Here is a 21,811-nt window from a genome sequence, read left to right as displayed (position 1 = left end):
TAGGAGGCGAGCAATAGACAGGAGCCTCTGTGGTAGCCAAGCGAACCGTCCTTCGGGCGGGAAGAACGTATCTTCATGGGTACTTTCAGCCCGCGGCAATCGTCATCGAAGACCGTCGCATCGTTGACATCGTTTCGGTCGGTGCCAGAGTTCACGGTGCCAGCACCACCGTCGTGCCAGACGACGCCGTGCTGTTGCCAGGACTCGTCGACTCTCACGTGCACGTCAACGAACCGGGCCGCACCGAATGGGAGGGTTTTCGCTCGGCCACGCTTGCCGCGGCTGCGGGTGGCGTGACAACCATCGTCGACATGCCGCTCAATTCACTGCCGCCCACCACGACAGCTTCCGCCCTTGAGATTAAGCGTGCCGCGGCTGCGCCTGCGTCGTACATCGATGTGGGTTTCTGGGGAGGGGCGATACCCGAGAACCTCGGCCAGCTCGCGCCGCTTCACGCTGCGGGTGTGTACGGCTTCAAATGCTTTCTTTCGCCGTCAGGCGTCGACGAGTTTCCACACCTCGATCGTTCGGAGCTGCTTTCAGCAATGGAAGAGATCGCATCGCTCGGCTCGAAGATCATCGTGCACGCCGAGGACCCGGCGTTGCTCGCTGACCACGATGCGCTCGGCCACGACTACGACACGTTTCTCGCCACGAGGCCGGCAGCAAGCGAGGCGTCGGCGATCGAGACCGTGATCGACGGGGCGCGACGCACCGGGGTGCGCGCACACATTCTGCACCTGAGCGATGCCAGCTCGCTGCCGGCAATCCGCGCGGCGAAGGCCGAGGGCGTGGCGCTGAGCGTAGAAACCTGCCCGCACTATCTGACCATCGCTGCCGAGGAGATTCCCGATGGGGCGAGTGAGTTCAAGTGCTGCCCGCCCATCCGTGACGCATCCAATCGCGATCTGCTCTGGCAAGGGATCACCGACGGAACCATCGACGCCATCGTCAGCGATCACTCGCCCTCGACGGTCGATCTCAAGCGTTCCGGGAACGGCGACTTCGGACTTGCCTGGGGCGGCATTGCTGGACTGCAGGTCGGGCTGTCTGCAGTGTGGACCGAGGCGCGCAGTCGCGGCATTTCGCTCGAGAAGATCTTGCCGCTCTTCACGACCGGGCCAGCGTCTATCGCGGGCTTGCCGGGCCTCGGCGTGATCGAAATCGGGGCACCTGCGCACCTCGCGGTCTTCGGCATCGACGACCCATTCGTCATCGACGCCGACCGTCTGCTGCACAAAAACCCCATCACCGCCTATGACCGGCGCGAGTTGCAGGGCAAGGTTCGCCGCACCTGGTTGCGCGGACGCTCGGTCTACAACGTCACCGAGGGCGGTGCTGGCGAGGCTCCGCAATTTCGGGGTTTGCCGACCGGTAGATTGCTGACTGCCTCTGCGTCGACAGCGAACTGATGCCGTCACGACACACGAACGCAACAGCAATCGGCTTTGATGGGGGCATGAGCGTGCAGTTCGAAATCCTTCAGCCAGGGCAGGGCGCCATCGGCGGCGACCACTATCTGCCATCCACCCCTTCGACAGTGCGCTGGGGGAGGCTCCCCTGCGCGGCCGATGAGGCAGTGTTGAGAATCGCCGCCGGTGAGACGGTGACGATCGACACCATAAGCCACGAGGGCATTCTCGAAGACCAGGGTAAAGATCCCCTCGCCTACTTCACGGGCAAGGGGGTGGATGCTGATGACGTACTCGACGACGCCATTGCGGTCGCCCGCACCATGGCACGCGACACGCTCACGGATGGACCCCATGTGGTCACGGGGCCGATTCACGTTGACGGAGCGATGCCGGGCGATCTGCTGAAGATCACGGTCGTGACGCTGCTTCCGCGCGTGCCTTACGGCGTCATCTCGAATCGTCACGGCAAGGGTGCGTTGCCCGGTGAACTGCCCCGTGGCGAGCACAACGTGAGCGTGTTCACGCCCGTCGAGCAGCGCGAGAGCGGGCTCGTGGGTCTACTGCCCGTCACCGAGGGTGGCCCCCGGGTTGTGGAGTTTCCTCTGGCACCGTTTCTTGGAACGATGGGTGTGGCTGTCGCGTCTGACGTGCACCCCCACTCGGTACCGCCAGGAACTCACGGCGGCAATATCGACATCAACCTTCTTGTCGAAGGAACGGTGCTCTACCTCCCCGTACAGGTAGCGGGTGCACTCGCATACGTCGGTGACCCTCACTTCGCGCAGGGCGACGGCGAGGTTGCGCTGACGGCGCTTGAAGCCTCGTTGCGCGCCACCCTTCGATTCGAGGTGGTGCCCAAGGCCGAAGCGCTCGCCGAGTTTGGCGAGATCATCGGGCCGATGGTGCGCGCCGATGGCTACCTGGTGCCGACCGGCATGGACCCTGACCTGGGCGAGGCGATGCGCCACTGCGTGCGCGCCGCGCTCTCGCTGATCCAGGCACGCTGGGGTCTCGACGAGCACCTCGCCTACGCGTACCTCAGCGCCGCCACCGACTTCGACATCTCGCAGGTTGTCGACATCGTGTGCGGGGTACATGCCCGCATTCGCGAAGCAGACTTTGCAGGCATCGATCGTGGCTGATCTTCCAATCGGGGCGCCCTCACCCGCTTCGGCTCTCTATGGCGTTATCGGTGCTGCGGCAGTGCCCATCGACCTGCTGGCGGCGTTTGAGAAGTATGAGGCCGCGATTCTCGCCAACGACCTCGAGCATCTCGACGCGGCCTTTGCCCCCGGCCCCGACACCATGCGAGGCGACGCCGCCGGGCTTCTCGTGGGCCGTGATGCGATCTCGTCTTTCCGCAGCGCACGCGGCGGTGTCGCTACTCGAGTGATCGAGCGCATTGAGCATCGGCCGATGGGTGTGGATGCTGCGCTGCTCATCTCGGTGTCGCGATATGTCGACGGCGGCACCGGTTTGCAGACGCAGGTGTGGGAACGCGTCGATGGACACTGGCTGATTACGGCTGCTCACGTCACACCTCGCGCTCAGGCCTTCGACAAGTCGGTGTGGCGAATGGTCGGCGATCCGCTCTTCCAAGGTGCCTGGGAGGGCCCGCTTGCAGGGCTCACGGTTGCCGTCAAGGATCTGTTCACGATCAAGGGATACCGCGTCGGAGCGGGAAACCCGACCTACCTCGAAAGTCAACGCGCCGAGTCGACCACCGCACCCGCGGTCAGCGACCTGTTGCACGGCGGTGCGTCGCTGCGCGGCATCGCGCGCACCGACGAGTTTGCCTACAGCGTCGCTGGCGACAACGTGCATTACGGCACTCCGCCCAACGGCGCTCTGCCCGGCGCTCTGCCCGGAGGTTCGTCCAGCGGGCCGGCCACGGCCGTCGCGACTGGTCAAGCCGATGTCGGTCTCGCCACCGATACCGCCGGATCTGTGCGAGTTCCCGCTTCGTATCAGGGCCTGTGGGGTTTGCGCACAACTCACGGACTGGTGCCGCGCCAGGGGTTGTTGCCGCTTGCGCAGTCATTCGACACCGTGGGTTGGTTGACCCGCGACGGCGACACGTTGCGCCGTATCGCCGAGTGGTGCCTGAGCTACGACAGTTCGGAGTCGACTGAGAAGGTCTTGGGCGAGTCAGACGACGAACTGCCCTGGTGCTTCATCGTTCCCACCGAAGCACTCGCGAGTGCCGAACCGGCTACTGCTGAAGCCTTTGCCGAGATGCTCGCGGCCTTGGCCACCGTTGATGATGCGCCACTCGTCGAAGAAGTATCGCTTGGCGACCTCGACGACTACCTGACGCCTTTCCGCACCGTGCAGGGAGCGGAAGCATGGCGCAACAACGGCGAGTGGGTCGGCAAGAACGCTAACGCGCTTGGCGCCGCTGTCGCTGAGCGCTTCCGCACCGCTGCTGCCGTGACCGCAGAAGAAGAGTCGGCCGCACGCCAGACGCTGACTCCGCTCCGTGAGCGCTTGCACGGGGTGGTGCGAAATGCGGTGCTGCTGCTGCCAACGGTTCCTGGGCCTGCGCCGGCGCGCACCGCGACCGGTGAGCGTATCGACGCCTTGCGTGCCGCAACGCTGCGCATGACGACACCCGCCGCTGTCGGAGGGCTGCCCGCGATGTCGGTGCCGCTGCTCACCGTCGATTCCGATCTGGGCCGCGCCCCAGTGGGCGTCAGCCTCATTTCGCGCGAAGGAACTGATCTCGCGCTCGTGCGTCTCGCGCAGCGCCTCGCGGCAGCGCTTGATGCGGCACGTGCAGCATCCACTTCACTTTCTGCCGTCACCGAAGGAGACTTGGCATGATTCCCGGCCCCATTGACCCGCCCGCGCGCCTGCTCATGGGCCCCGGCCCCATTGCTGCGTATCCGAGCGTGCTTGAGGCACTCGGCGCTCCGCTGGTGGGACAGTACGACCCGTTCATGACTGCCACGATGAACGAGACACAGGAGCTCTATCGCGGCGTGTGGGCGACCAGCAACGAAGCGACGATGCTGGTGGACGGCACGTCGCGCGCGGGGATTGAAGCGGCGATTGTGTCGTTGATCCGCCCGGGCGATCGCGTTCTTGTGCCCGTTTTCGGCCGGTTCGGTCATCTGCTTGCCGAGATTGCCGAGCGTGCGATGGCCGAAGTTCACACGATCGAAGTGCCGTGGGGGCAGGTTTTTCCGGTCTCGGTGATCGAAGAAGCGATCGTGCGTGTGAGGCCCACGTTGCTCGCGCTCGTGCAGGGCGACACCTCAACCACGATGCTGCAACCGCTCGACGAGGTGGGTGCGATCTGCGCCGCGCATGGCGTGCTCTTCTACTCTGATGCGACCGCGTCATTGGGGGGCAATGCGTTCGAAGCCGATGCCTGGGGGTTGGATGCTGCCACCGCCGGACTGCAGAAGTGCTTGGGCGGCCCTCCCGGATCCGCCCCCATCACGCTGTCCGAGCGTGCCGTCGAGGTGATTCGTTCGCGAGGTCGGGTGGAAGCGGGCATTCGTGAAGACGGCGACCCCGAGGCCACTGACTTCGTGCGCTCGAACTACTTCGACCTCGGGATGATCATGGATTATTGGGGTCCGCGCCGGCTGAATCACCACACCGAAGCCACCTCGATGCTTTACGCGGCTCGTGAGTGCGCGCGAGTGATTCTGCTCGAAGGGCGCGACGCTGTGATTGAGCGTCACCGCATGGCCGGTGAGGCGATGCTCGCTGGTGTGCGCGCGCTCGGTTTTGTCACCTTCGGCGACCTTTCGCACAAGATGACCAACGTGGTGGCGGTCGAGATTCCCGAGGGCGTGCCCGGCGACGAGGCGCGTGGAGCGATGCTGACAGATTTCGGAATCGAGATCGGCACGTCATTCGGTCCGCTGCACGGCCGCGTCTGGCGCATCGGAACCATGGGTTACAACGCTCGGCAAGAGGCGGTGACGACGACGCTCGCTGCTCTCGAAGAGGTGCTTGCTCGCTACGGGGTGTCGGTGCCGGTTGGCGGTGGGGTCGACGCGGCGCTCGACGTGTACCGCGCATGACTCCCATGCTGTTGAGCGTTGAACGTGACGCGATTGCCACGGCCGCACGCCGGGTGATGGCGCGGTGCGACGAGCTTGCGCGCATGACCTCATCGACCGAGGGCATCGAGCGGGTGTATCTTTCGCCCGAGCACGCGAGGGTGAACCGGCTTGCTGCCGAGTGGATGCGTGAGGCGGGCATGTCGACGAGGCAAGATGCTGCAGGCAACCAGATTGGCCGTCTTGCCGGAGCATCTGGCCGTGATGCCCCCGCGTTGATGATGGGCTCGCACCTCGACACCGTGCCTGATGCCGGTCGCTTCGACGGGATCGTCGGAGTGCTGATGGCTCTCGAAGTGGTCAGGATGCTGCGCGTGCCGACCGCTGACGGCAGTTTTCGCTCGCCGTTTCCGTTCGCGCTCGAGGCGATCGCCTTCTCAGACGAAGAAGGCACCCGTTTCGGCAAGGCGCTGCTCGGTTCGTCGGCGGTGGCGGGCACGTGGGATGCGGAGTGGTGGAACCTCACCGACGAAGAGGGCAACACGCTTCGTGAGGCGTTTCGTGAGTTTGGTCTTGACCCCGGTCGCGTGGGCGAAGCCGCACGCAGGCCAGAAGAGTTGGTCGGCTACCTTGAGGCGCATATTGAGCAGGGTCCGCAGCTCGATGAGATGGGTGAATCGCTCGCAGTGGTCTCGTCTATCGCTAGCGCTCGTCGTTTTCAGCTGATCGTTGAGGGTGAGGCTCGTCATGCTGGCGGCACTCCCTATGACCGCAGGCGCGATGCGCTGTTGGGCGCGAGTGAGGCGGCGCTCGCCGTCGAGCGTATTTGCAGTTCTGAGCACCACATGGTCGGCACGGTTGGTCAGTTGGAGGCATACCCGGGTGCGGTGAATATCGTACCCGGCGAGGCGCATCTGTCGCTCGATTTGCGTGGCGAGTTCGATGGCACGCGCGACGCAGTGTGGACGAAGTTGAGTGCCGAGATCGACGCGATTATGGGTCGTCGTGGCCTGCGTTGGCAGGCGCGCGAAATTCACGCGGCGCCCGCGGTCTTCTGCGCTCCGCTGCTTCAAGACGTAGTGCGCGCGGGAATCATGTCGACACTGCCTGAGGGCGCCGACGACCCGGCATCAATTTTCAGTCGCGCGGGTCACGACGGCATGGCGATCGGTGCAATCACAGATGTCGGAATGCTGTTTCTTCGCAACCCCGACGGCATAAGCCACCACCCCGATGAGTCCGTCTCTTCGGGTGACGTGGCCCGTGGCATTCAAGCGCTCGCCGAGGCCGTACTGCAGCTGGGCGCCGACCGCTAGCGAGACGTCGGCGCAGGGCCCAACGAAGAGCTGCTGGGGCGTGCGGGTGAGGTGGCTGCACGTCGTCGTTGTCGCCGACCGAGCCAGCACTCCGCGCGACCGACACCGCTATCGGCGGTGGGCAAGTTCTGCGCCACGCGGTAAGCAATCGGTCTTCGTCAGAAAGGTGGCGGATCTGTTGAAGGAACGAAACGGAGGGTAGGCGTCGGAACGTCGATGTAGGTCTGCCCGCCAGGGCTGGCCCATTCGAGAGTGCCAGATCCTAGGTGGGTGATCTTCCACCCTCGCGCGTGCTTCAGGGTGTGATGTCGGCGACACAGGTGAGCGAGATTCTCGTGCTCGGTGGCTCCGCCGAGCGCAGCATCATGACTGTGATCGATATCGCACCGCCAGGTGGCCATGCGGCACCCCGGAAAGCGGCAATGCTCATCGCGCACGCGCAGCGTGCGCCGCAAGTCTCCGTTCGGCCGGTACCGATCGACGGCCAACACCGCCCCGGTGACCGGATGCGTCATGACGCGGTCCCAACCGGTGGCGGCTCCAGCCAGGCGCCGTGCGGTGTCGGCGTCGATTGGGCTTGCTCCGACTAGCTCAGCCCCGCGGTCGTGCACGCCAGCAAGCGTGAGTACCGGGACGATCACCTGCACGTGCGCTTTGATGCCAGCGAGACCGTCGCCCGCAGCCATCGGTGCTCCGTTGAGTGCGATATCGGCCAGCACGTCGGCGCGAAGCTGATCCATCGTTCTTGTGTCGGCGGGCAACGCGTCGGCGGTCGATGCGCCACGTGCACGTGCGCGTGCACGCGTACCAGCGCCAGCACCCTCATCGGTTCTGAACGCGCTCGAGGCGCACGCAGGGGAGTCGTCGTTCGAGGCATCATCGACAACGTCGGCCGCCGCGCGCATGGCTCGCGCCATCTCGGTGCACCGGTCGTAAATGCCGTGCGCGAGCACTGCCGGGCCGACGAAGAGCAGGTCGGCCATGCCATCTGCGGTGTCGCGCAGGAATACGCCGCGCTTCTTCCGCGCTTCACGGTGCCGCTCGGTAGTTGAGGTTGGCATCGCGGTTTCGGCTATTGCGCCGATGATGGTGCGCAGCCGACCGGCTGTTTCGATCTGAGCCCGGTCGAGTGCCATCTGCTCGAACGTGGCGCGAGCATCGGGGTCGTCAATCTGTGCACCTGCGGAGAGGATGACGTCGACGTGCGCGGGACTGATCCGGCCTTCGGCGAGAGCGGTGAAGGTGCCAAAAAACTGGTGAAATAGCGTCCACGCGTCAGACATCTTGCGCTGCACGACGTGATCGCTGACGCGAAGCGCTGCGGCAATCTCAGCGGCCGCGTTGCGCATTGGAATGTCGCGTTCGCGGCGGCGGCGGTCTTCGGGAAGCCGGCTGGTCTGCAACTCAGCGACTTCAAGAGCGGCAACCAAGAGCGTCGCTTGGCGCGAATGCAGGTTGGCGATCGACGCACTGATGTCGCGCAACGAACGAGCCAGATCGGCGAGCATCGCGTTCTCAGCCGGGAGTGGATCTTTAGCCGGAAGATCGTCTAGATCTGCGAATCGCATGACTACATTATCGCAGTAGCCTCAGACATTAGTTCGACTTGGTATCGGCACCTCACGATCGGAGGCGCGGTCAGCTAAGAAATCTGCGCATCAAGGCTTGGCGATCTTTTGTTCCATGATCTTGCGGACGACGTCGAGAAAGCTTGGCGCGTAGTCGCCCCACGATTCGCTGATGTTCTTGATATCGAGCTTTCCTGTGTGTACTTGCTCGCATAGCCGCATCCAGGCCTCACCTGTCGCCGCGGTCAGCGCGAAGGCCACGCTGGCGCCGATAACGCTGCCCGCTCCAGGAATCAGCTTGAGAAAGCTTCGCGCGAGTGCCTGGCCCGTGAACTGAACCCCAAGCTGCGCAAGGGCCCCAGCCGACATCATCGTCGTCAGTTCCAGGTCATAGATCGTCGCGATGCGGCCCATCATTGCGAGCTGAATGGGTGCGAGCGCGATTGAATCGGCTACGGGGATGGGCGTTGCCGCCGCCGCCGCAGCCATCCCGGCCGCGCCGGTGATAATCGGTCGCGCCAGCTCGCGTTTCCAGGGGAGGTTGAGGCGTTGCGCAATGCGAAAGGCATCCTTCTCGTCTTCAGGCGAGAGAGTGAGGGTCTCCGCAACGAGCTCACCGAGGCCGTGCCCCGTACCCTTTCCGTGTTTGTCGCGGGTAGAGGTGAGGATGATGCGTTCGTAGGGCACCGAGATCGGCATGCCGTTGTCGTGAGGCTCTTCCAGCCACGCGACGAAGTGCTGCAGATCTTTTGTCACAGTCCGCTTGCCTGTGATCGGGTTCTTGCCCCAGTCCACCTTGGTGAGGACGAGTATGACGGGGAGCCCTGCAGCGTCCAGTGCCTGAATCATCGCGATAGCGGCGGGCGTGAGTCTTGCGGCGTGAGACTCGACGCAGTACCAGACAACCGAGATCTGCTCGTTGGCAGGTCGATCAGCAATGATCTTCAGATGACTCTTGAGCTGGTCACCAGGAAGGCGGGTCGAGCCGATCTCGAACCCCTCGATGTCCCAAATGCCGAGCGAGTTGTCGTGGTAATACTGCACGCCACGGGTGACCGGCAGTCCCGTTCCCACTTTCGCCCAGTCGCGGCCGAACACGGCGTTGACAAGCGACGATTTGCCGACCCCTGAATCACCAATGATCGCGAGGTTGAAGCGGCCGTAGCGTGACTTTGCCTGTTCGGTGGCATCGAGGAACGCCTGATCGTCGATTGGCGGACTCGACGCGAGGTTGCGACGCCCGGCAGACGGCTCCCCGCTCTCGTTTTCTGGAGTGGTGGCAGCCATCATCGGGCGGACTCCGATTCGAGGGCGGCCAGCGCGAGCATTGCTCGCGTGCGAACACGCACGCCGGAAGACCCGCTGATGGGAATAGTGTCTGCCATGATCCTTCGAATTCTGTTCGCTACTGCGGTGTCGGCAGCGGCTTCAGTATAAGTTTCGTTGGTCGTTGCTGAGGGTAAGCCACTTCGGGTGCCGTGAGCTCGTGTTGTGGCCTCGCTCCTGGTAAACCTAAGCCGCCCTCCGTGCGAACACGAAGGGCGGCTTCAGTCGATGCAGAACGGTTACCGCTGGGCGGTGGTCATTCCCATGCGTTCGAGAACGATGTTCTCGACGATTTGCACGATGTTGTAGAGCAGCAGGGTGATCAGCGTGATGAGCGCGATCGACGCCCACAACTGAGTGAACTGCGCTTGTGCGTTGAACTTCAGGATCGCGCCGCCGATGCCCTGTCCGGTTGACAGCCACTCGGCGAGCAGAGCACCGGTGACCGCACCCGGCACCGACACGCGAGCTGCAGCGAACAGCGACGGACCCGCACCCGGCAGGCTCACCTTGCGCAGCAGCGTCAGGCGACCACCACCGAATACGTGAACGACGTCGAGGCTCTGCTGGCTGGCGCGGCTGAGGCCGAACAGAATGCTGGCAAGTGCGGGGAACAGCACCACAATCGTTCCGATCACGGCAACCGATGACACTGTGCCACGGCCGGTGATCAGGATGATTACCGGGGCGATCGACACGAGGGGGATGGTTCGCAACAGCAGCACGAGCGGCATAACGCCCGCTTCGACGGCCTTCGACAGGCTGAACAGCACAGCCAGCACGATGGCCGTAATCATTCCGAAGACGAAACCGATCGTCGAGTCGATGAGGGTCTGCCCTACGAGCGGCATCATCTGTGCGCGGTTGGCGGCAGCATCCTCATCGGTGAAAAGGAATGCCCACACGTCGGCGGGCCCCTTGGCGATATATGGCGAGATGCCGGTCAGGCTCACCACGGCCTGCCACAGCAACAGCACGACGGCGAACGTGATCACGGCGTTCATCACCGAGCGGCCAATGGTGCGTGAGAGCTCGCGGCGACGGTCAGCCTTCAGCTTCGCCTGCGCGGCAGGGTCAGCCTGAAGTGCAAGCTTGCCGGTTGGGTCAGCGGGTGGGTTGGCGGTATCGACGGTGTTCTTACTCATCGTGCTCCTCCTGAAACCCACGGCGTAACGAAGCGAACGATGAGTCCCACGAACCCATAGGCGGCGAGGGCGAAGACCGCACACAGCAAGAAGACCGACCAGACACCCGCGGCGTCGAGCTGGCCCTGCAGTCGAATGAGTGTCGGACCGACACCAGCCGTGATCGCGCCGAGGTATTCACCCAGTACCGCACCGAGGAACGCGGTAGGCACCGCGATCTGAAGCGCGTTCAGGATGGCAGGCAGAGCTGCAATCAAACGAACCTTGCGCATCTGCGTCCACGAGTTGCCGCCGAAGACGCGAACCACGTCAAGCGACGATTTGTCGGCCGACTTGAATCCGAGGATCGAGCCGACGACCGTGGTGAACACGCACACCAGCGCTGCCAAGAAGATCGCGGTTGCTGACGGGTCGCCCGGGCTTTTGGCTCCACCGAGAACGACGACCGAGATGCCACCGACCGCGACGATCGGAAGGCAATAGCTGACGACGGCGATCTGCGTGATAACCGTCTCAGTCTTCGGAAAGACCAGCACGAAAGCGGCTAGCACGAGCGCGATGCCGTTGCCCCACAGATAACCGATCGCGGCGGCGGTGATTGTCGGCTGAAAGACGCTCCAGGTGCCAGCAATATTGCCGTCGACGAACAGCCACGCGAAGACCGCCCAGGGCGAAGGCACGGGCGTGAAGCTGGTGCCTTCTTGAATCTGGAAAGCCGTAAGCGAGAAAAGCCACCACACCAGGACGAGAACGATGGCTCCGATGAAGCCAGCCGCCCAGCCCGGAATGCGCATGGTCTTCATCAGGCCTCGGCCTCCGCGCGACCGTCAGTGCCGAAGAGCAGCTCTGACGCGCGGTCGACATACGCATGGAATTCGGGCGTGCGCATCATGTCGGGCGTGCGCGGGCGAGGCAGATCGATCTCGATGATCTCTTTGATTCGACCCGGGCGCGGTGACATGACGGCTACACGGTCGGCGAGGAAGATTGCCTCGCTGATGCCGTGGGTAACCAGCAACGTGGTGGCAGGCTTCTCTGTCCAGATGCGCAGCAGCTCGAGGTTCAGGTTCTGACGCGTCATGTCGTCGAGAGCGCCGAAGGGCTCGTCGAGCAGCAGAACCGAAGGCTTGAGCACAAGAGCACGGGCGATGGATGCGCGCTGGCGCATTCCGCCTGACAGCTGCGAGGGCTTCGCATTGGCGAAGTCCTTCAACCCCACCAGGGCGATGAGCTCGTCGACGTATTCCTTGTCAACGGGCTTTCCTGCGACCTCGAACGGCAACTCGATGTTCTTGCGAACACTGCGCCACGGCAGCAGCGCGTGGTCTTGGAAGGCGATGCCGAGCTCACTGTCACTGCGCAGCTGGTCGGGTGTGTGACCGTCGACGAGCGCAGTACCGTGGGTCGGATGGTCGAGGGCGGCAAGGATCCGCAGGATCGTTGACTTGCCGCAACCCGAAGGACCGAGCAAGGCCAAGAACGACCCTTTGTCGGTGTGGAGGTCGGTGTCCTCCAGGGCAAGCAGGGACTTGCCTCCGCGCAGGGCGAAGGACTTGGAAACTCCTGAGATCTGGATACCGGTGCCCGTCTGGGCACCGGTATCCAGGTTCGACGAAATAGTCATAATCCCTACGGGAGGTAGTCCATCAGGTCAGGGTTCTCGGAGTAGATCTCGTCGATGATGGTGGTGTCGAAGAGCTGGTCAGCCGACAGGTCCCATCCCGAGGCGAGAAGCGAAGCGAGCGTCTGCGTCTGCAGGTCGTCAGAGATCGTGAACAGGCCGTTGGCCTCGGTCTCGTCGGTCGAGATCAGCAGTGCCTGAGCTTCGAGGCCAGCAGCGACCTTCTCGGGGTCGAGGTCGCCGAAGGTGAGGTCACCAGCGGCAGCCGACTCGTTGTAGTAGTCAACAACGAGCGAGACAGTGTCGTCGAGAGGCTCGGTGAACGTGTCTGTCCAGCCCTTGATCTCAGCGATCAAGAATGCCTTGAGCAGGTCCGCGTTCTCGGCGAGGTAGTCGTCGGTCACTGAGTAGGTTTCAGCAACGTAAGGAAGACCGTTCTCGGCGTAGGCGAGGTTCGTGACGGGGAAGCCCGCGAACTCAACCGTGATGGCTTCGTTCGTGAGGTAGGCCATGAATCCGTCAACCTCACCGTTGATGAGGGGCGTCGGGTCGAAGTCGACCGGAACGACGTTGACGTCTGCCGGGTCGATGTCGTTGGCCGTGAGCAGTGCTGCGAAGACCGACGAGTTCGAGTCCTGCACACCGATCGTCTTGCCGATCAGGTCGTCAGGCGTCATGATGTTTCCGCCCTCGGTGAGCGAAAGGATCGTGAACGGGTTCTTCTGGAACGTCGCGCCGATGATCTTCAGCGGTGCGTCCTGCTCGGCAACTGCGGCACCGACTGATGCGGCGTCGCTCAGTGCGACCTGCACGCTGCCCGAGAGCAACTTGGCTACACCGGTGTCAGGGCCGGCGATGCCGACGACGTTCTCGAAGCCGGCCTCGTCGTAGTAGCCGTTCTCGTAGGCGTAGAACTCGCCTGCGAACTCTTCGTTCTTGATCCACGAGTACTGAACGCTGATCTCGCCATATGAAGCGGCCTCTGCTTCACCGTCGCTCGACGACGAGGTGTCGTCAGACGACGCGGCGCAACCGCCGAGTACGAGTGCGGATGCTGCAAGTGCAGCAGCGACGACACCGATACGGGTCCGCTGCTTGTGATTATGTGCCATCGGGTTGGCTCCCCTTCGAAGGTGCAATGTGATCTGGCTGACGCTAGTCGCCGCACATTTCGGGGGTCGCTTGGCAATGTTTCGACAATGTGTCGAGGTGCCATGAGTCTCTTGTCGCGCGTTGTTAGGTGAGAAGGGTGTCGCCGATGAAGCCGCCTTCACTGCACCCGGGGGGAATGGCGAACACCGCAGAGCCGATCGGGATCGTCCATTCATTCAGCAGATCGAGGTCGTCAAGCCGCTTCTGAATGGGCGTGAATTGCTTCTCGACGTCGGCCTGGAACGACACGAAAATGAGCCCGGAGTCTGAGATCTCGTCGCCAGAAGGCGGGATGTCGTAGTTGTACCCGCGGCGGAAGATGCGTTCATCAGTGTTTTCTGAGCGCGCGCGTCGCATATGCGAGAACTCCGGAATCACCGGAAACCCGATGGCATTCGTTGCTTCGAAGTCGGGTTCGTCGAACTCTTCTGTGCCGGTGAGGGGCGCTCCATTGCTGAGCGTGCGCCCCATCGACTGCTCGCGTCCGGTGCGATCGAGCTTGTCCCAGGTGTCGAGCGTCATGCGCACCCGGCGGATAACCGCGCTCGTGCCGCCAGCCAACCAGCCGGTGGTGCCCCAGACGAGCTGATCAAAGTCGGTGGTACCGGGTATCGGATTTGCGGTGCCGTCGACCTGGCCGAACAGATTTCGCATGGTGGTTCCGGGCGCTACCGAACCGTAGGCGCGGCGGAAGCCATGCTGAGTCCAGCGCACCGAGGCGAAGCTGCGAGCATCTTTCAGCAGCATTCTGGTGGCGTGGGCGACGGTCAAGGAGTCATCGGCTGCGATCTGAATCAGCAGGTCTCCGTCACTCAGCTCGGATTGAAGCTGATCCACAGCGAACGCCGGCAAAGGAGCGAGCCACGACGGTGATTCGCCGCCGGCTCGTGCCACGAGCTCGGGCCCGAAACCGAATGTGATGGTGAGGCGAGCGGGAACGACGGCGAGCTCGGGTTCTGAGTCCGCGAGTGCTGCCCTGCCTTGCGTCAACCGAGCGGCGTCGTCGGTGAGCACGCGCATCATGCGCTGCAACGCCGAGCGGTCGGTGCTGTCGAGCAGATCGAGGCCGATGAACGTCGCGTGGGCCTGCGCATCGGTGTCGATTCCGGCTTGATGCACCCCATAGAACGGCACGATCTCCGTGCCGTTGAGGGGGGTGGATGCTGCGGCTGGGGGCGTGTGAGACGAGTTGAGGGCGTAGTCGATGCCGACTGCAGCCGCGGCGCCGACGCCGGCGACGGCTCCTCCGAAGAGGAACTGTCGCCGGGTCGAGCCGGAACGAGGCTCGCCCTTATCGGGCTTGCTCATCAGTGATCGTGATCCTCGTGGTCATCGTCTTCGTCCATGTCCATGTCTTCGTCCATGTCCATGTCCATGTCCATCTCGTCGCCCTCGTACGTTTCGTTCGCGCCCGAGTAGTCCTTGACCGGTGCGGTGAACTCGTACGTGGAGTCATCGGAGAAGGTCAGGGTAAAGGTCGCTTCTGCGCCTGCGACGAGGGGCTCGGTGACGTCCATCAGCATGAGGTGGTTGCCGCCGGGTGCGAGCTCGAGAGTTTCGCCCGCAGCAACGGTGAAGCCGCCCTCGATCGGGCTCATCACCATCTCGCCCTCGTCGTTAGCAAGAGTCTCGTGCAGTTCGTACATGCTCGACGCATCCCCACTTACCGAGACGACGGTGATCTCGGCGTCGGAGTCATTGGTGAGTTCACCGAATGCGGCCGACATGCCCGACTCGGCTGACTTCACCCATGCGTCGGTCATCGTGACCGAGTCGCCAGCGGTGGTGGCATCGACCGCATCAGATGTTGAATCGGCCGATGTCGTCGAGCAACCCGTCAGAACGAGAGCTGCTGCGGCGAGAAGAACACCCAGGCGGGTGGTGGTGGTGCGAGTAATCACAGGAAGACCTTTCAAGAGAAGTTTGGCAACGCGATCAGTCGTCGGAGTTGCCAGAGCGGGCGTTTTTTGTGCGCCCGCGAATGAGATGGATGCTGACGAAAACAGCGGCCGCTGCGACCGCTCCGCCAGCGGCAACCAGAGCTATGCGAGTGCCGCTCTGGGTCTGCTGTGTGCTCTGAACTTCTGTGGCGGTGTTCTCTACGCTGGTAGCGGTGTCCTCGGCCTCGGCATCGGGATCGCTTTCGCGGACGAACGGCTCAGCACCGTCAACCGTGAATGGGATCAGACCGCTGATCGGGTGGCCGTCGCCCGAAACTACTCGCCACCGGATTTCGTATCCAGCCGCAGGCATTTCAGGGTCTAACGCCGCGCTGACCGTGGCCTCATCGACCGTGGGTTCGCCGAGAACCCAGTCATGTCCAGACGAGTCGACCACGATAAGGGCAGCGCCCATGGTGAGTACCTCTGCCGAGAACGACAGCGTAATTTCTGCGGGCGCTTCGGCGACGTCTTCGCCCGATGACGGAGAAGACGACTGCAACTCGTCGTGTGCCACCGCCGGAGCGGCGATCGCGAGCGACGCCAGCACTGCCACCACTGCGGTGACAACGGCAATCTTGATGCGGTGCATCGAATACCACCCTTCGGCACCCGCGTGGGGTGCCACCCCGCGTCGTGTCCGACGCGGCAAGAACTGTCGCACCGCCAAAGAAGAGGCGGTCGACATGAACAGTTCAGAGCGTGGAAAGAACCGGGGGGCCGCGATATTGCAGCGCTGAGCGCTGGGGGACAGACGACACGTGCCAGGCGCTGCGGTCAGCAGCCGGGCGAGCGAGCGGAGCGGTGAAAGCAAGAGCGACGGGCAGCTGAATACGCCGCCGCACCCACGACACGGCATAGCCGGCAAGAGTACGCAGGCGCATCACGGCGCGCTCGCCGCGGTAAAGAGCGGCGGCCGTGATGAGCGCGGCCACGCCATGACCAATCCACATTGCCGCATCGGCGGGCACCACCGACTCGGCACTCGCACCGACCGGCAGAAGCTGCACCGCGTTGTGTACGTGGCCCGTGGCTGCCTCACCAGCAGACGACGTGCTTCCCAAGATGAAGAGCGTATGGAAGAGGAACTGGCTGATGGCGACACTGAGGCTGAGCCTCAGCAGCGACAGGCTACGGCCCGCCAGTACCGTGCAGACCATCGCCGAAAGCACCCACGGCACGCCGATCCCGAGCCAATGCGGCATGGCACCGCCAGCCGCGACGTGCGACAGCAGGGCGACAAACGTTGCCACCGACGCAGCGACGACGCCGCGTGCAACGCGGGGTGCCCTCGACTGACGCATGCTCCTATTCTTGCAGGCTCATTGGTCGGCGTCACTCTGCGCCAACCGCCATACCCTTTCGCGCGTGAAAGGCTGCTGAAAAGGCCGCTGCCCGATGGCGCGCGCAATCGCGTTGCCGATCGCCGGAGCGACAGGGTTATAGGGCGACTCGCTCATTGATTTCGCCCCGTGAGGCCCAACGCTGTCGTGCGTGTCAGCAAAGTAGACCTCCGTTTCGGGCACATCAGCGAACTGCGGCACCCGATAGGTGCGAAAGACGGGGTTCTGCACTGCGCCGTGTTCCACGACAACCTCTTCATAAAGTGCACTGCCGATGCCCTGCGCAGCACCGCCTTCGACCTGCCCGCGCGCCTGTGCCGGATTCATCAAGAAGCCAGCATCGGCAGACTGGATCGACTGCAGCACGCGAACCGACCCGGTCTCGGGATCCACCGCGACGCGTGCCGCGTGCACGTTGAACGACAGTGACCGCTCTTCGCCCGATGCGCTTCCGTTTGCCACAAGTCCCTCGGCGGTGCGCTGATCGGCGGGTGCCGCGCGCACGATGTCACGAAACGACACCAGCGTGTTGCCCGCGAGTACTCCCTCGGGCGTGAGCTCGGTGGCATCTGAACCGGTGATCTTCGTGGCGAGCGCCAGCATCCTTGTGCGCAGCGCTTCGCATGCGATCTGCAGTGCCTTGCCAGCAGCGGTGATTCCGGCGGAAGCGAACGCGCCGGTGTCATGCGACACCAGATCGGTGTCGCTCGCGCGCAGTTCGACACGGTCAGCGCTCGCGCCCAACGCGGTGGCGGCGATCTGGCGGTGCACGGTGCTTGTGCCATTGCCGAACTCGGCCGTTCCCACCGATACCGCAAAGGTTCCGTCCTTGTGCAGGGTTGCCGTGGTGTTGGCGTAGTGCCCGCCTGGGGCCATTGCCGCGATCAGTGAGATCGCCATTCCTTCGCCCACAGCCCAGCCCTCAGGCGCCGTGACCCCGTTGCCTGCACGCAGCGCACTTTCGGCGAGGTCGAGGCACTGGTCAAGGCCGTAGCTGCCCCAGACGATGCCCTCTTCGTGCTCGTCGTGCACCGTCAACAGTGGATCGCCTTCACGCACCGCGTTGATGCGACGCACGTCGAAGGGGTCCAACTCGAGCGTCTCAGCGAGCATGTCCATCGCTGACTCGACGCCGAGGATCACCTGCCCGAGGCCGTAGCCGCGGAACGCTCCTGAGGGCACATTGTTGGTGTACACAGCTTCAGCGTCTATTCGTTTGACGGGGCTGTTGTAAACGTTCACCGACTCGGCGCAGCCATGGAACATCACGCCAATGCTGTGGTTGCCGTAAGCGCCAGCATCCGTCAACACATCGATCTTCATCGCCGTCAGCACGCCCGCAGCGGTCGCGCCGAGCGTCACAGCAACACGGAACGGGTGCCGTACCGACGATCGTCGAAATTCGTCGGAGCGAGCGAACTCGTAGGCCACCGGACGACCGGTTCGCAAGACCGCAAGCGCCACGAGGTCTTCGGTGAAGAGCTCCTGCTTGCCGCCGAACCCACCGCCCACCCGAGCAGCGAAGACGCGAACGCGGTCTTTGGGCAGTGTGAACAGCTCAGCAAGTTCGTCGCGCACGAGAAACGGCACCTGTGTACTCGAGCGAATGACCAGTCGACCATCATCATCGAGCCAGCCGAGGGCGCCATGTGTTTCAAGTTGCGCGTGTGAGACTCGACCCGTTTGCCATGTTCCGCTCACCGTCGTGTCGCTCGCGGCAAGGGCCGCATCGACGTCGCCGCCGATTCCGCCGTGAAGCGCGGCGATGACGTTGCGCGAGGCATCCGCCACTCGGTCCTCGGGCGTGCGGTCGGGGTGGAGCAGTGGCGCACCGCTTTGGCGGGCGGCATCCGGCTCAAAAACAGCGGGCAACAGCTCGTAGGTCACGCGCAGGGCGGCGCACCCGGCCTCAGCGGCTTCGGCTGTCTCGGCGGCCACGGCAGCGACGCGCTGGCCGATGAAGCGAACGGTGTCATCGAGCAACCGCGTGTCGTCGGGGTCGTCTTCACGGTGTTCGTGTCGCGCGGTCGAGAACCGACGCGTGGTGACATTCTCGTGGGTGAATATCGCGATGACGCCGGGCACCGCGGCGGCGGCATCGGTGTCGATCGCGGTGATTCGAGCGTGAGCGTGAGGAGAGCCCACCACGCGCAGAGTGAGCGCGTCCGTAGCCATCTCGGTATCGAACGTGTACGGCTCAAGTCCCTGCACAACCCGTCGAGCGGGCTCTGGTGTGTTTGAAGCGCCGACGCCCAGAGCGGGCGATGCTGCGCCCGGCGCCGCGCCGGTGGCCCGCACTGGCCCAAGCACCGATTCGGTGATCGCCTCGCGAATGGGCCGATAGCCGGTGCAGCGGCAAAGGTTGCCCTTCATCTTGCGATCCAGATTGGGCAAGTCGTCAGCGCACAGGGTAGACGCTGTGACGCTCATGCCCGGAGTGCAGAAGCCGCACTGGAAGCCGAAGTTGCTCACGATGGCTTCTTGCACGGGATGCAACTCGCCCGCGGGGGCGAGACCTGCGGCAGTGGCTACATTCATGCCCTCGGCCCGCATCGCGGGAATGATGCAGGAGTGCACCGGAACTCCGTCGACGAGCACCGCGCACGCACCGCAATCGCCCGCGTCGCAGCCCTTCTTCACTTCGTGGTGGCCGCTCTCGCGCAATAGTGTGCGCAGACATTGGCCGGCGCGCGGGTCGGCCTCAACAGGACTGCCATTTACCTCGAACTTCATGCTGTGAGCTCCTCACGAATACGCTCGCCGAGCACCATGCTCACCGCGCGTCGCCAATCAGCGCTGCCCAGCGGGTCGGAGTAGTAGCCAGTTGCTGCGGCGATCGCCGTGCGTAGCGTCGTCGCGTCGGGAAGCGAGGTGAACCGCAGCACCACTGGTCGTTCTACGGCTGCGGTGATGACGAAGACTGACGACCCGTCACGGTCTTCGCGGCCGGTGACGACCGAACCGGAACGCCCAAGCTCAGCGAGGGCAATCTTCTTCAGGTGCGCACGAGAGGTCAATGCCGATTCCGGAATATTGATGGCACGCAGCACTTCACCGGGAGCGAGACAGGTGACTGCGTTACCCGTCACGAGGTCACTTACGGGCATTGTGCGCATGCTGCCGTCAACACCCCAGACTTCCGCGATCGCGTCGAGCCCTACGGCAAGTGAAGTCATCGCGCCAGCCGGGAACGCGCGGCAGATGTTGCCTCCGACCGTGGCGGTATGCCAGATCTTGAACGAGGCGAGCAGGGCGTCTGCGGCCTCGGGAATGATGGAGGCGGCGATCCACGTTTCAGGCAACGTGAGCTCGTGTCGGCCCTCGGCCCACGCGCGGAGTGTGGCAATGGTGCAGGTTGCGCCGATGCGAAGACCGGTGTCGGTGATCTCGAGGTCGGGCCAGCCGAGCGTTGTCAGGTCGACGAAACCGGTCGTGGCCGGCTGTGGCTCGCTCATCAACCACGTGCCGCCACCCATGAAAACCTCACCTGGCGCGAGCGCGAGATCGTCGCGACTGATGGCGCGCCGAAAGTGCGAGACGGTGACGATATCCATCAGAGGCGCTCGGCCAGAGCGAGCGAAGCTGCGGCGACGGAACGCGCGAGCACACTCTCGTCAGCCGTGATGAGGGTCTGTTCTTCGACCACTGTGTTGCCGCCGACGAGCAGTCTCTTCAGCGGGGGAAGCGCACCGAGCCCGAGTGCCGCGACCGGGTCGATGATGCCGGCGTGCTCGATGGTGTCGACGCGCCAGACCGCAATATCTGCAAGCTTTCCTACTTCGAGTGATCCGATTTCGGCATCGCGACCGAGCACTCGGGCGCCTCCGATCGTCGCGATGCGTAGGCCATCGCGCACGCTCATCGAATCGGCGCCAGTGCGCAGGCGGTTCATCAGCACTGACTCGCGAATCTCGATGCCAAGCTGTCCCGACTCGTTTGACGCGGCGCCGTCGACACCGAGGCCCACCGGAACGCCGGCGCGCAGCAGGTCGACGACGGGAGCGATACCCGCAGCAAGCCGCGCGTTTGACGAAGGACAATGGGCCACGCCCGTGCCTGTGGCGGCGTAGCGAGCGATTGCAATGTCATCGAGATGCACACCGTGTGCCATCCAGACATCGTCGCCAAGCCATCCGAGGTCTTCGAGGTACTGAGTGGGCGATTTGCCGAAGTGCTCTTGGCAGTAGGCGTCTTCTTCGACGGTTTCAGACGCGTGGGTATGCAGACGCACACCCAGCGATCGAGCCAGCACGGCCGACTCGCGCAATAGTTCGGCCGTCACCGAGAAGGGTGAGCAGGGTGCGATCGCAATCTTGACCATCGCGTCGCGTGAAGCGTCGTGGTACTGCTCCACCGCCTCTTGCGAAGCGCGAAGCGCAGCATCCGTTGTTTCGACCGCAAAGTCGGGCGGCAGGCCGCCCTGCGACGCGCCAAGATCCATCGACCCGCGCGTCGCATGCAGACGCACGCCAACCGTCGACGCGGCATCGACAAGGGCGCCGACGATGTCGCCGGATCCCTGGGGGAACACGTAGTGGTGGTCGCCCACGGTAGTGCAACCGGAACGCGCGAGTACGGCCATTGCACCCGCCGCGCCCGCACCAGTGAGGTCTGCGTCAATGCGCGACCACAGCGGGTAGAGGGTGGTCAGCCAGTCGAACAGAATCGAGTCTTGGGCATAACCGCGAGTCAGCCACTGGTAGAGGTGGTGATGGGTATTGACCAGACCGGGAGTGACCAAGCAACCCCTTGCATCGATGGTCTCTGCCCCTGCGCGCCACTCAGCGGGAGCCGTGCCCGCGCCGACAGCAGCGATGACGCCACCGTCGATGACCACGAAGCCGGTGCCGTGCTCAGTGCCGAGTGGGTCAACGGTCGCAATGTGCCCGTTTTCAATGATGGTGCGGTTCATGGTGGTGCTCCTGCGGGTAACGAGAAGTTCGTCGGGTGGTGTCGCTATGAGGTTGTG

Annotated in this window: 18 protein-coding genes; 5 read left to right on the top strand and 13 right to left on the bottom strand. The window is 63.8% G+C overall.

The window, feature by feature from the left end:
- Positions 1 to 29: 29 nt before the first annotated feature.
- The 5 genes from allB to AB0O81_RS07745 are packed head-to-tail and all read left to right on the top strand — an operon-like array spanning position 30 to position 6,747.
- A complete protein-coding gene (gene allB / locus AB0O81_RS07765; RefSeq protein ID WP_363582935.1) occupies positions 30 to 1,412 on the top strand; it encodes an allantoinase AllB in 1,383 nt (460 codons plus the stop codon).
- 47 nt (positions 1,413 to 1,459) lie between these two features.
- Positions 1,460 to 2,557 (top strand): acetamidase/formamidase family protein, encoded by a 1,098-nt coding sequence (locus AB0O81_RS07760; RefSeq protein WP_363582933.1) that lies wholly within the window; start codon positions 1,460 to 1,462, stop codon positions 2,555 to 2,557.
- Positions 2,550 to 4,238 carry an AtzH-like domain-containing protein gene (locus tag AB0O81_RS07755; protein ID WP_363582931.1) on the top strand — a complete coding sequence of 563 codons (1,689 nt, stop codon included), beginning with the start codon at positions 2,550 to 2,552 and terminating at the stop codon, positions 4,236 to 4,238. Before AB0O81_RS07760 ends, AB0O81_RS07755 begins: the two co-directional genes overlap by 8 nt.
- On the top strand, positions 4,235 to 5,452 hold the full coding sequence (locus tag AB0O81_RS07750; protein ID WP_363582929.1) for an alanine--glyoxylate aminotransferase family protein: 1,218 nt from the start codon (positions 4,235 to 4,237) through the stop codon (positions 5,450 to 5,452). The genes AB0O81_RS07755 and AB0O81_RS07750 overlap by 4 nt, the downstream gene beginning before the upstream one ends.
- Positions 5,449 to 6,747, top strand: a complete 1,299-nt coding sequence (locus AB0O81_RS07745) for an allantoate amidohydrolase (protein WP_363582927.1) — start codon at positions 5,449 to 5,451, stop codon at positions 6,745 to 6,747. Before AB0O81_RS07750 ends, AB0O81_RS07745 begins: the two co-directional genes overlap by 4 nt.
- A gap of 158 nt (positions 6,748 to 6,905) precedes the next feature.
- Here AB0O81_RS07745 and AB0O81_RS07740 read toward each other — a convergent pair whose 3' ends face one another.
- The 13 genes from AB0O81_RS07740 to AB0O81_RS07680 form a co-directional block, all read right to left on the bottom strand.
- Positions 6,906 to 8,315 (bottom strand): DUF222 domain-containing protein, encoded by a 1,410-nt coding sequence (locus AB0O81_RS07740; RefSeq protein WP_363582925.1) that lies wholly within the window; start codon positions 8,313 to 8,315, stop codon positions 6,906 to 6,908.
- A 90-nt stretch (positions 8,316 to 8,405) separates the two neighbouring features.
- Positions 8,406 to 9,605, bottom strand: a complete 1,200-nt coding sequence (locus AB0O81_RS07735; protein ID WP_363582923.1) for a DUF697 domain-containing protein — start codon at positions 9,603 to 9,605, stop codon at positions 8,406 to 8,408.
- A 275-nt stretch (positions 9,606 to 9,880) separates the two neighbouring features.
- On the bottom strand, positions 9,881 to 10,786 hold the full coding sequence (locus tag AB0O81_RS07730; RefSeq protein ID WP_363582921.1) for an ABC transporter permease subunit: 906 nt from the start codon (positions 10,784 to 10,786) through the stop codon (positions 9,881 to 9,883).
- Positions 10,783 to 11,589 carry an ABC transporter permease subunit gene (locus AB0O81_RS07725; protein WP_363582919.1) on the bottom strand — a complete coding sequence of 269 codons (807 nt, stop codon included), beginning with the start codon at positions 11,587 to 11,589 and terminating at the stop codon, positions 10,783 to 10,785. Before AB0O81_RS07725 ends, AB0O81_RS07730 begins: the two co-directional genes overlap by 4 nt.
- The gene (locus AB0O81_RS07720) at positions 11,589 to 12,410 is read right to left on the bottom strand and encodes an ABC transporter ATP-binding protein (RefSeq protein ID WP_363582917.1); all 822 of its coding nucleotides are present in this window, start codon (positions 12,408 to 12,410) and stop codon (positions 11,589 to 11,591) included. The genes AB0O81_RS07725 and AB0O81_RS07720 overlap by 1 nt, the downstream gene beginning before the upstream one ends.
- 5 nt (positions 12,411 to 12,415) lie before the next feature.
- Entirely contained in the window at positions 12,416 to 13,519 is a 1,104-nt protein-coding gene (locus tag AB0O81_RS07715; protein ID WP_363582915.1) for an ABC transporter substrate-binding protein, read from the bottom strand.
- Positions 13,520 to 13,643: 124 nt separating this feature from the next.
- On the bottom strand, positions 13,644 to 14,867 hold the full coding sequence (locus AB0O81_RS07710; protein ID WP_363582913.1) for a Dyp-type peroxidase: 1,224 nt from the start codon (positions 14,865 to 14,867) through the stop codon (positions 13,644 to 13,646).
- A complete protein-coding gene (locus tag AB0O81_RS07705; protein WP_363582911.1) occupies positions 14,867 to 15,460 on the bottom strand; it encodes a copper chaperone PCu(A)C in 594 nt (197 codons plus the stop codon). The genes AB0O81_RS07710 and AB0O81_RS07705 overlap by 1 nt, the downstream gene beginning before the upstream one ends.
- 34 nt (positions 15,461 to 15,494) lie before the next feature.
- The gene (locus AB0O81_RS07700; protein WP_363582909.1) at positions 15,495 to 16,091 is read right to left on the bottom strand and encodes a copper resistance CopC family protein; all 597 of its coding nucleotides are present in this window, start codon (positions 16,089 to 16,091) and stop codon (positions 15,495 to 15,497) included.
- Positions 16,092 to 16,194: 103 nt separating this feature from the next.
- Entirely contained in the window at positions 16,195 to 16,803 is a 609-nt protein-coding gene (locus AB0O81_RS07695) for a hypothetical protein (protein ID WP_363582907.1), read from the bottom strand.
- A gap of 18 nt (positions 16,804 to 16,821) precedes the next feature.
- A complete protein-coding gene (locus AB0O81_RS07690) occupies positions 16,822 to 19,575 on the bottom strand; it encodes a molybdopterin cofactor-binding domain-containing protein (RefSeq protein WP_363582905.1) in 2,754 nt (917 codons plus the stop codon).
- A complete protein-coding gene (locus AB0O81_RS07685) occupies positions 19,572 to 20,396 on the bottom strand; it encodes an FAD binding domain-containing protein (protein ID WP_363582903.1) in 825 nt (274 codons plus the stop codon). Before AB0O81_RS07685 ends, AB0O81_RS07690 begins: the two co-directional genes overlap by 4 nt.
- A complete protein-coding gene (locus AB0O81_RS07680) occupies positions 20,396 to 21,754 on the bottom strand; it encodes an 8-oxoguanine deaminase (RefSeq protein ID WP_363582901.1) in 1,359 nt (452 codons plus the stop codon). The genes AB0O81_RS07685 and AB0O81_RS07680 overlap by 1 nt, the downstream gene beginning before the upstream one ends.
- Between the last annotated feature and the right edge of the window lie 57 nt (positions 21,755 to 21,811).

This window comes from Microbacterium sp. NPDC076911, from assembly GCF_040687125.1.
Classification (GTDB): Bacteria; Actinomycetota; Actinomycetes; order Actinomycetales; family Microbacteriaceae; genus Microbacterium.
Note: the sequence above shows the minus strand (reverse complement) of the source record. Positions and strands in the feature narration are given on the sequence as shown.

Coding starts and splice junctions, on each gene's coding strand:
- AB0O81_RS07760 (WP_363582933.1), top strand. CDS start 1,460: ATGAGCGTGCAGTTCGAAATCCTTCAGCCAGGGCAGGGCGCCATCGGC.
- AB0O81_RS07750 (WP_363582929.1), top strand. CDS start 4,235: ATGATTCCCGGCCCCATTGACCCGCCCGCGCGCCTGCTCATGGGCCCC.
- AB0O81_RS07745 (WP_363582927.1), top strand. CDS start 5,449: ATGACTCCCATGCTGTTGAGCGTTGAACGTGACGCGATTGCCACGGCC.
- AB0O81_RS07740 (WP_363582925.1), bottom strand. CDS start 8,315: ATGCGATTCGCAGATCTAGACGATCTTCCGGCTAAAGATCCACTCCCG.
- AB0O81_RS07735 (WP_363582923.1), bottom strand. CDS start 9,605: ATGATGGCTGCCACCACTCCAGAAAACGAGAGCGGGGAGCCGTCTGCC.
- AB0O81_RS07730 (WP_363582921.1), bottom strand. CDS start 10,786: ATGAGTAAGAACACCGTCGATACCGCCAACCCACCCGCTGACCCAACC.
- AB0O81_RS07725 (WP_363582919.1), bottom strand. CDS start 11,589: ATGAAGACCATGCGCATTCCGGGCTGGGCGGCTGGCTTCATCGGAGCC.
- AB0O81_RS07720 (WP_363582917.1), bottom strand. CDS start 12,410: ATGACTATTTCGTCGAACCTGGATACCGGTGCCCAGACGGGCACCGGT.
- AB0O81_RS07715 (WP_363582915.1), bottom strand. CDS start 13,519: ATGGCACATAATCACAAGCAGCGGACCCGTATCGGTGTCGTCGCTGCT.
- AB0O81_RS07710 (WP_363582913.1), bottom strand. CDS start 14,867: ATGAGCAAGCCCGATAAGGGCGAGCCTCGTTCCGGCTCGACCCGGCGA.
- AB0O81_RS07700 (WP_363582909.1), bottom strand. CDS start 16,091: ATGCACCGCATCAAGATTGCCGTTGTCACCGCAGTGGTGGCAGTGCTG.
- AB0O81_RS07695 (WP_363582907.1), bottom strand. CDS start 16,803: ATGCGTCAGTCGAGGGCACCCCGCGTTGCACGCGGCGTCGTCGCTGCG.
- AB0O81_RS07690 (WP_363582905.1), bottom strand. CDS start 19,575: ATGAAGTTCGAGGTAAATGGCAGTCCTGTTGAGGCCGACCCGCGCGCC.
- AB0O81_RS07685 (WP_363582903.1), bottom strand. CDS start 20,396: ATGGATATCGTCACCGTCTCGCACTTTCGGCGCGCCATCAGTCGCGAC.
- AB0O81_RS07680 (WP_363582901.1), bottom strand. CDS start 21,754: ATGAACCGCACCATCATTGAAAACGGGCACATTGCGACCGTTGACCCA.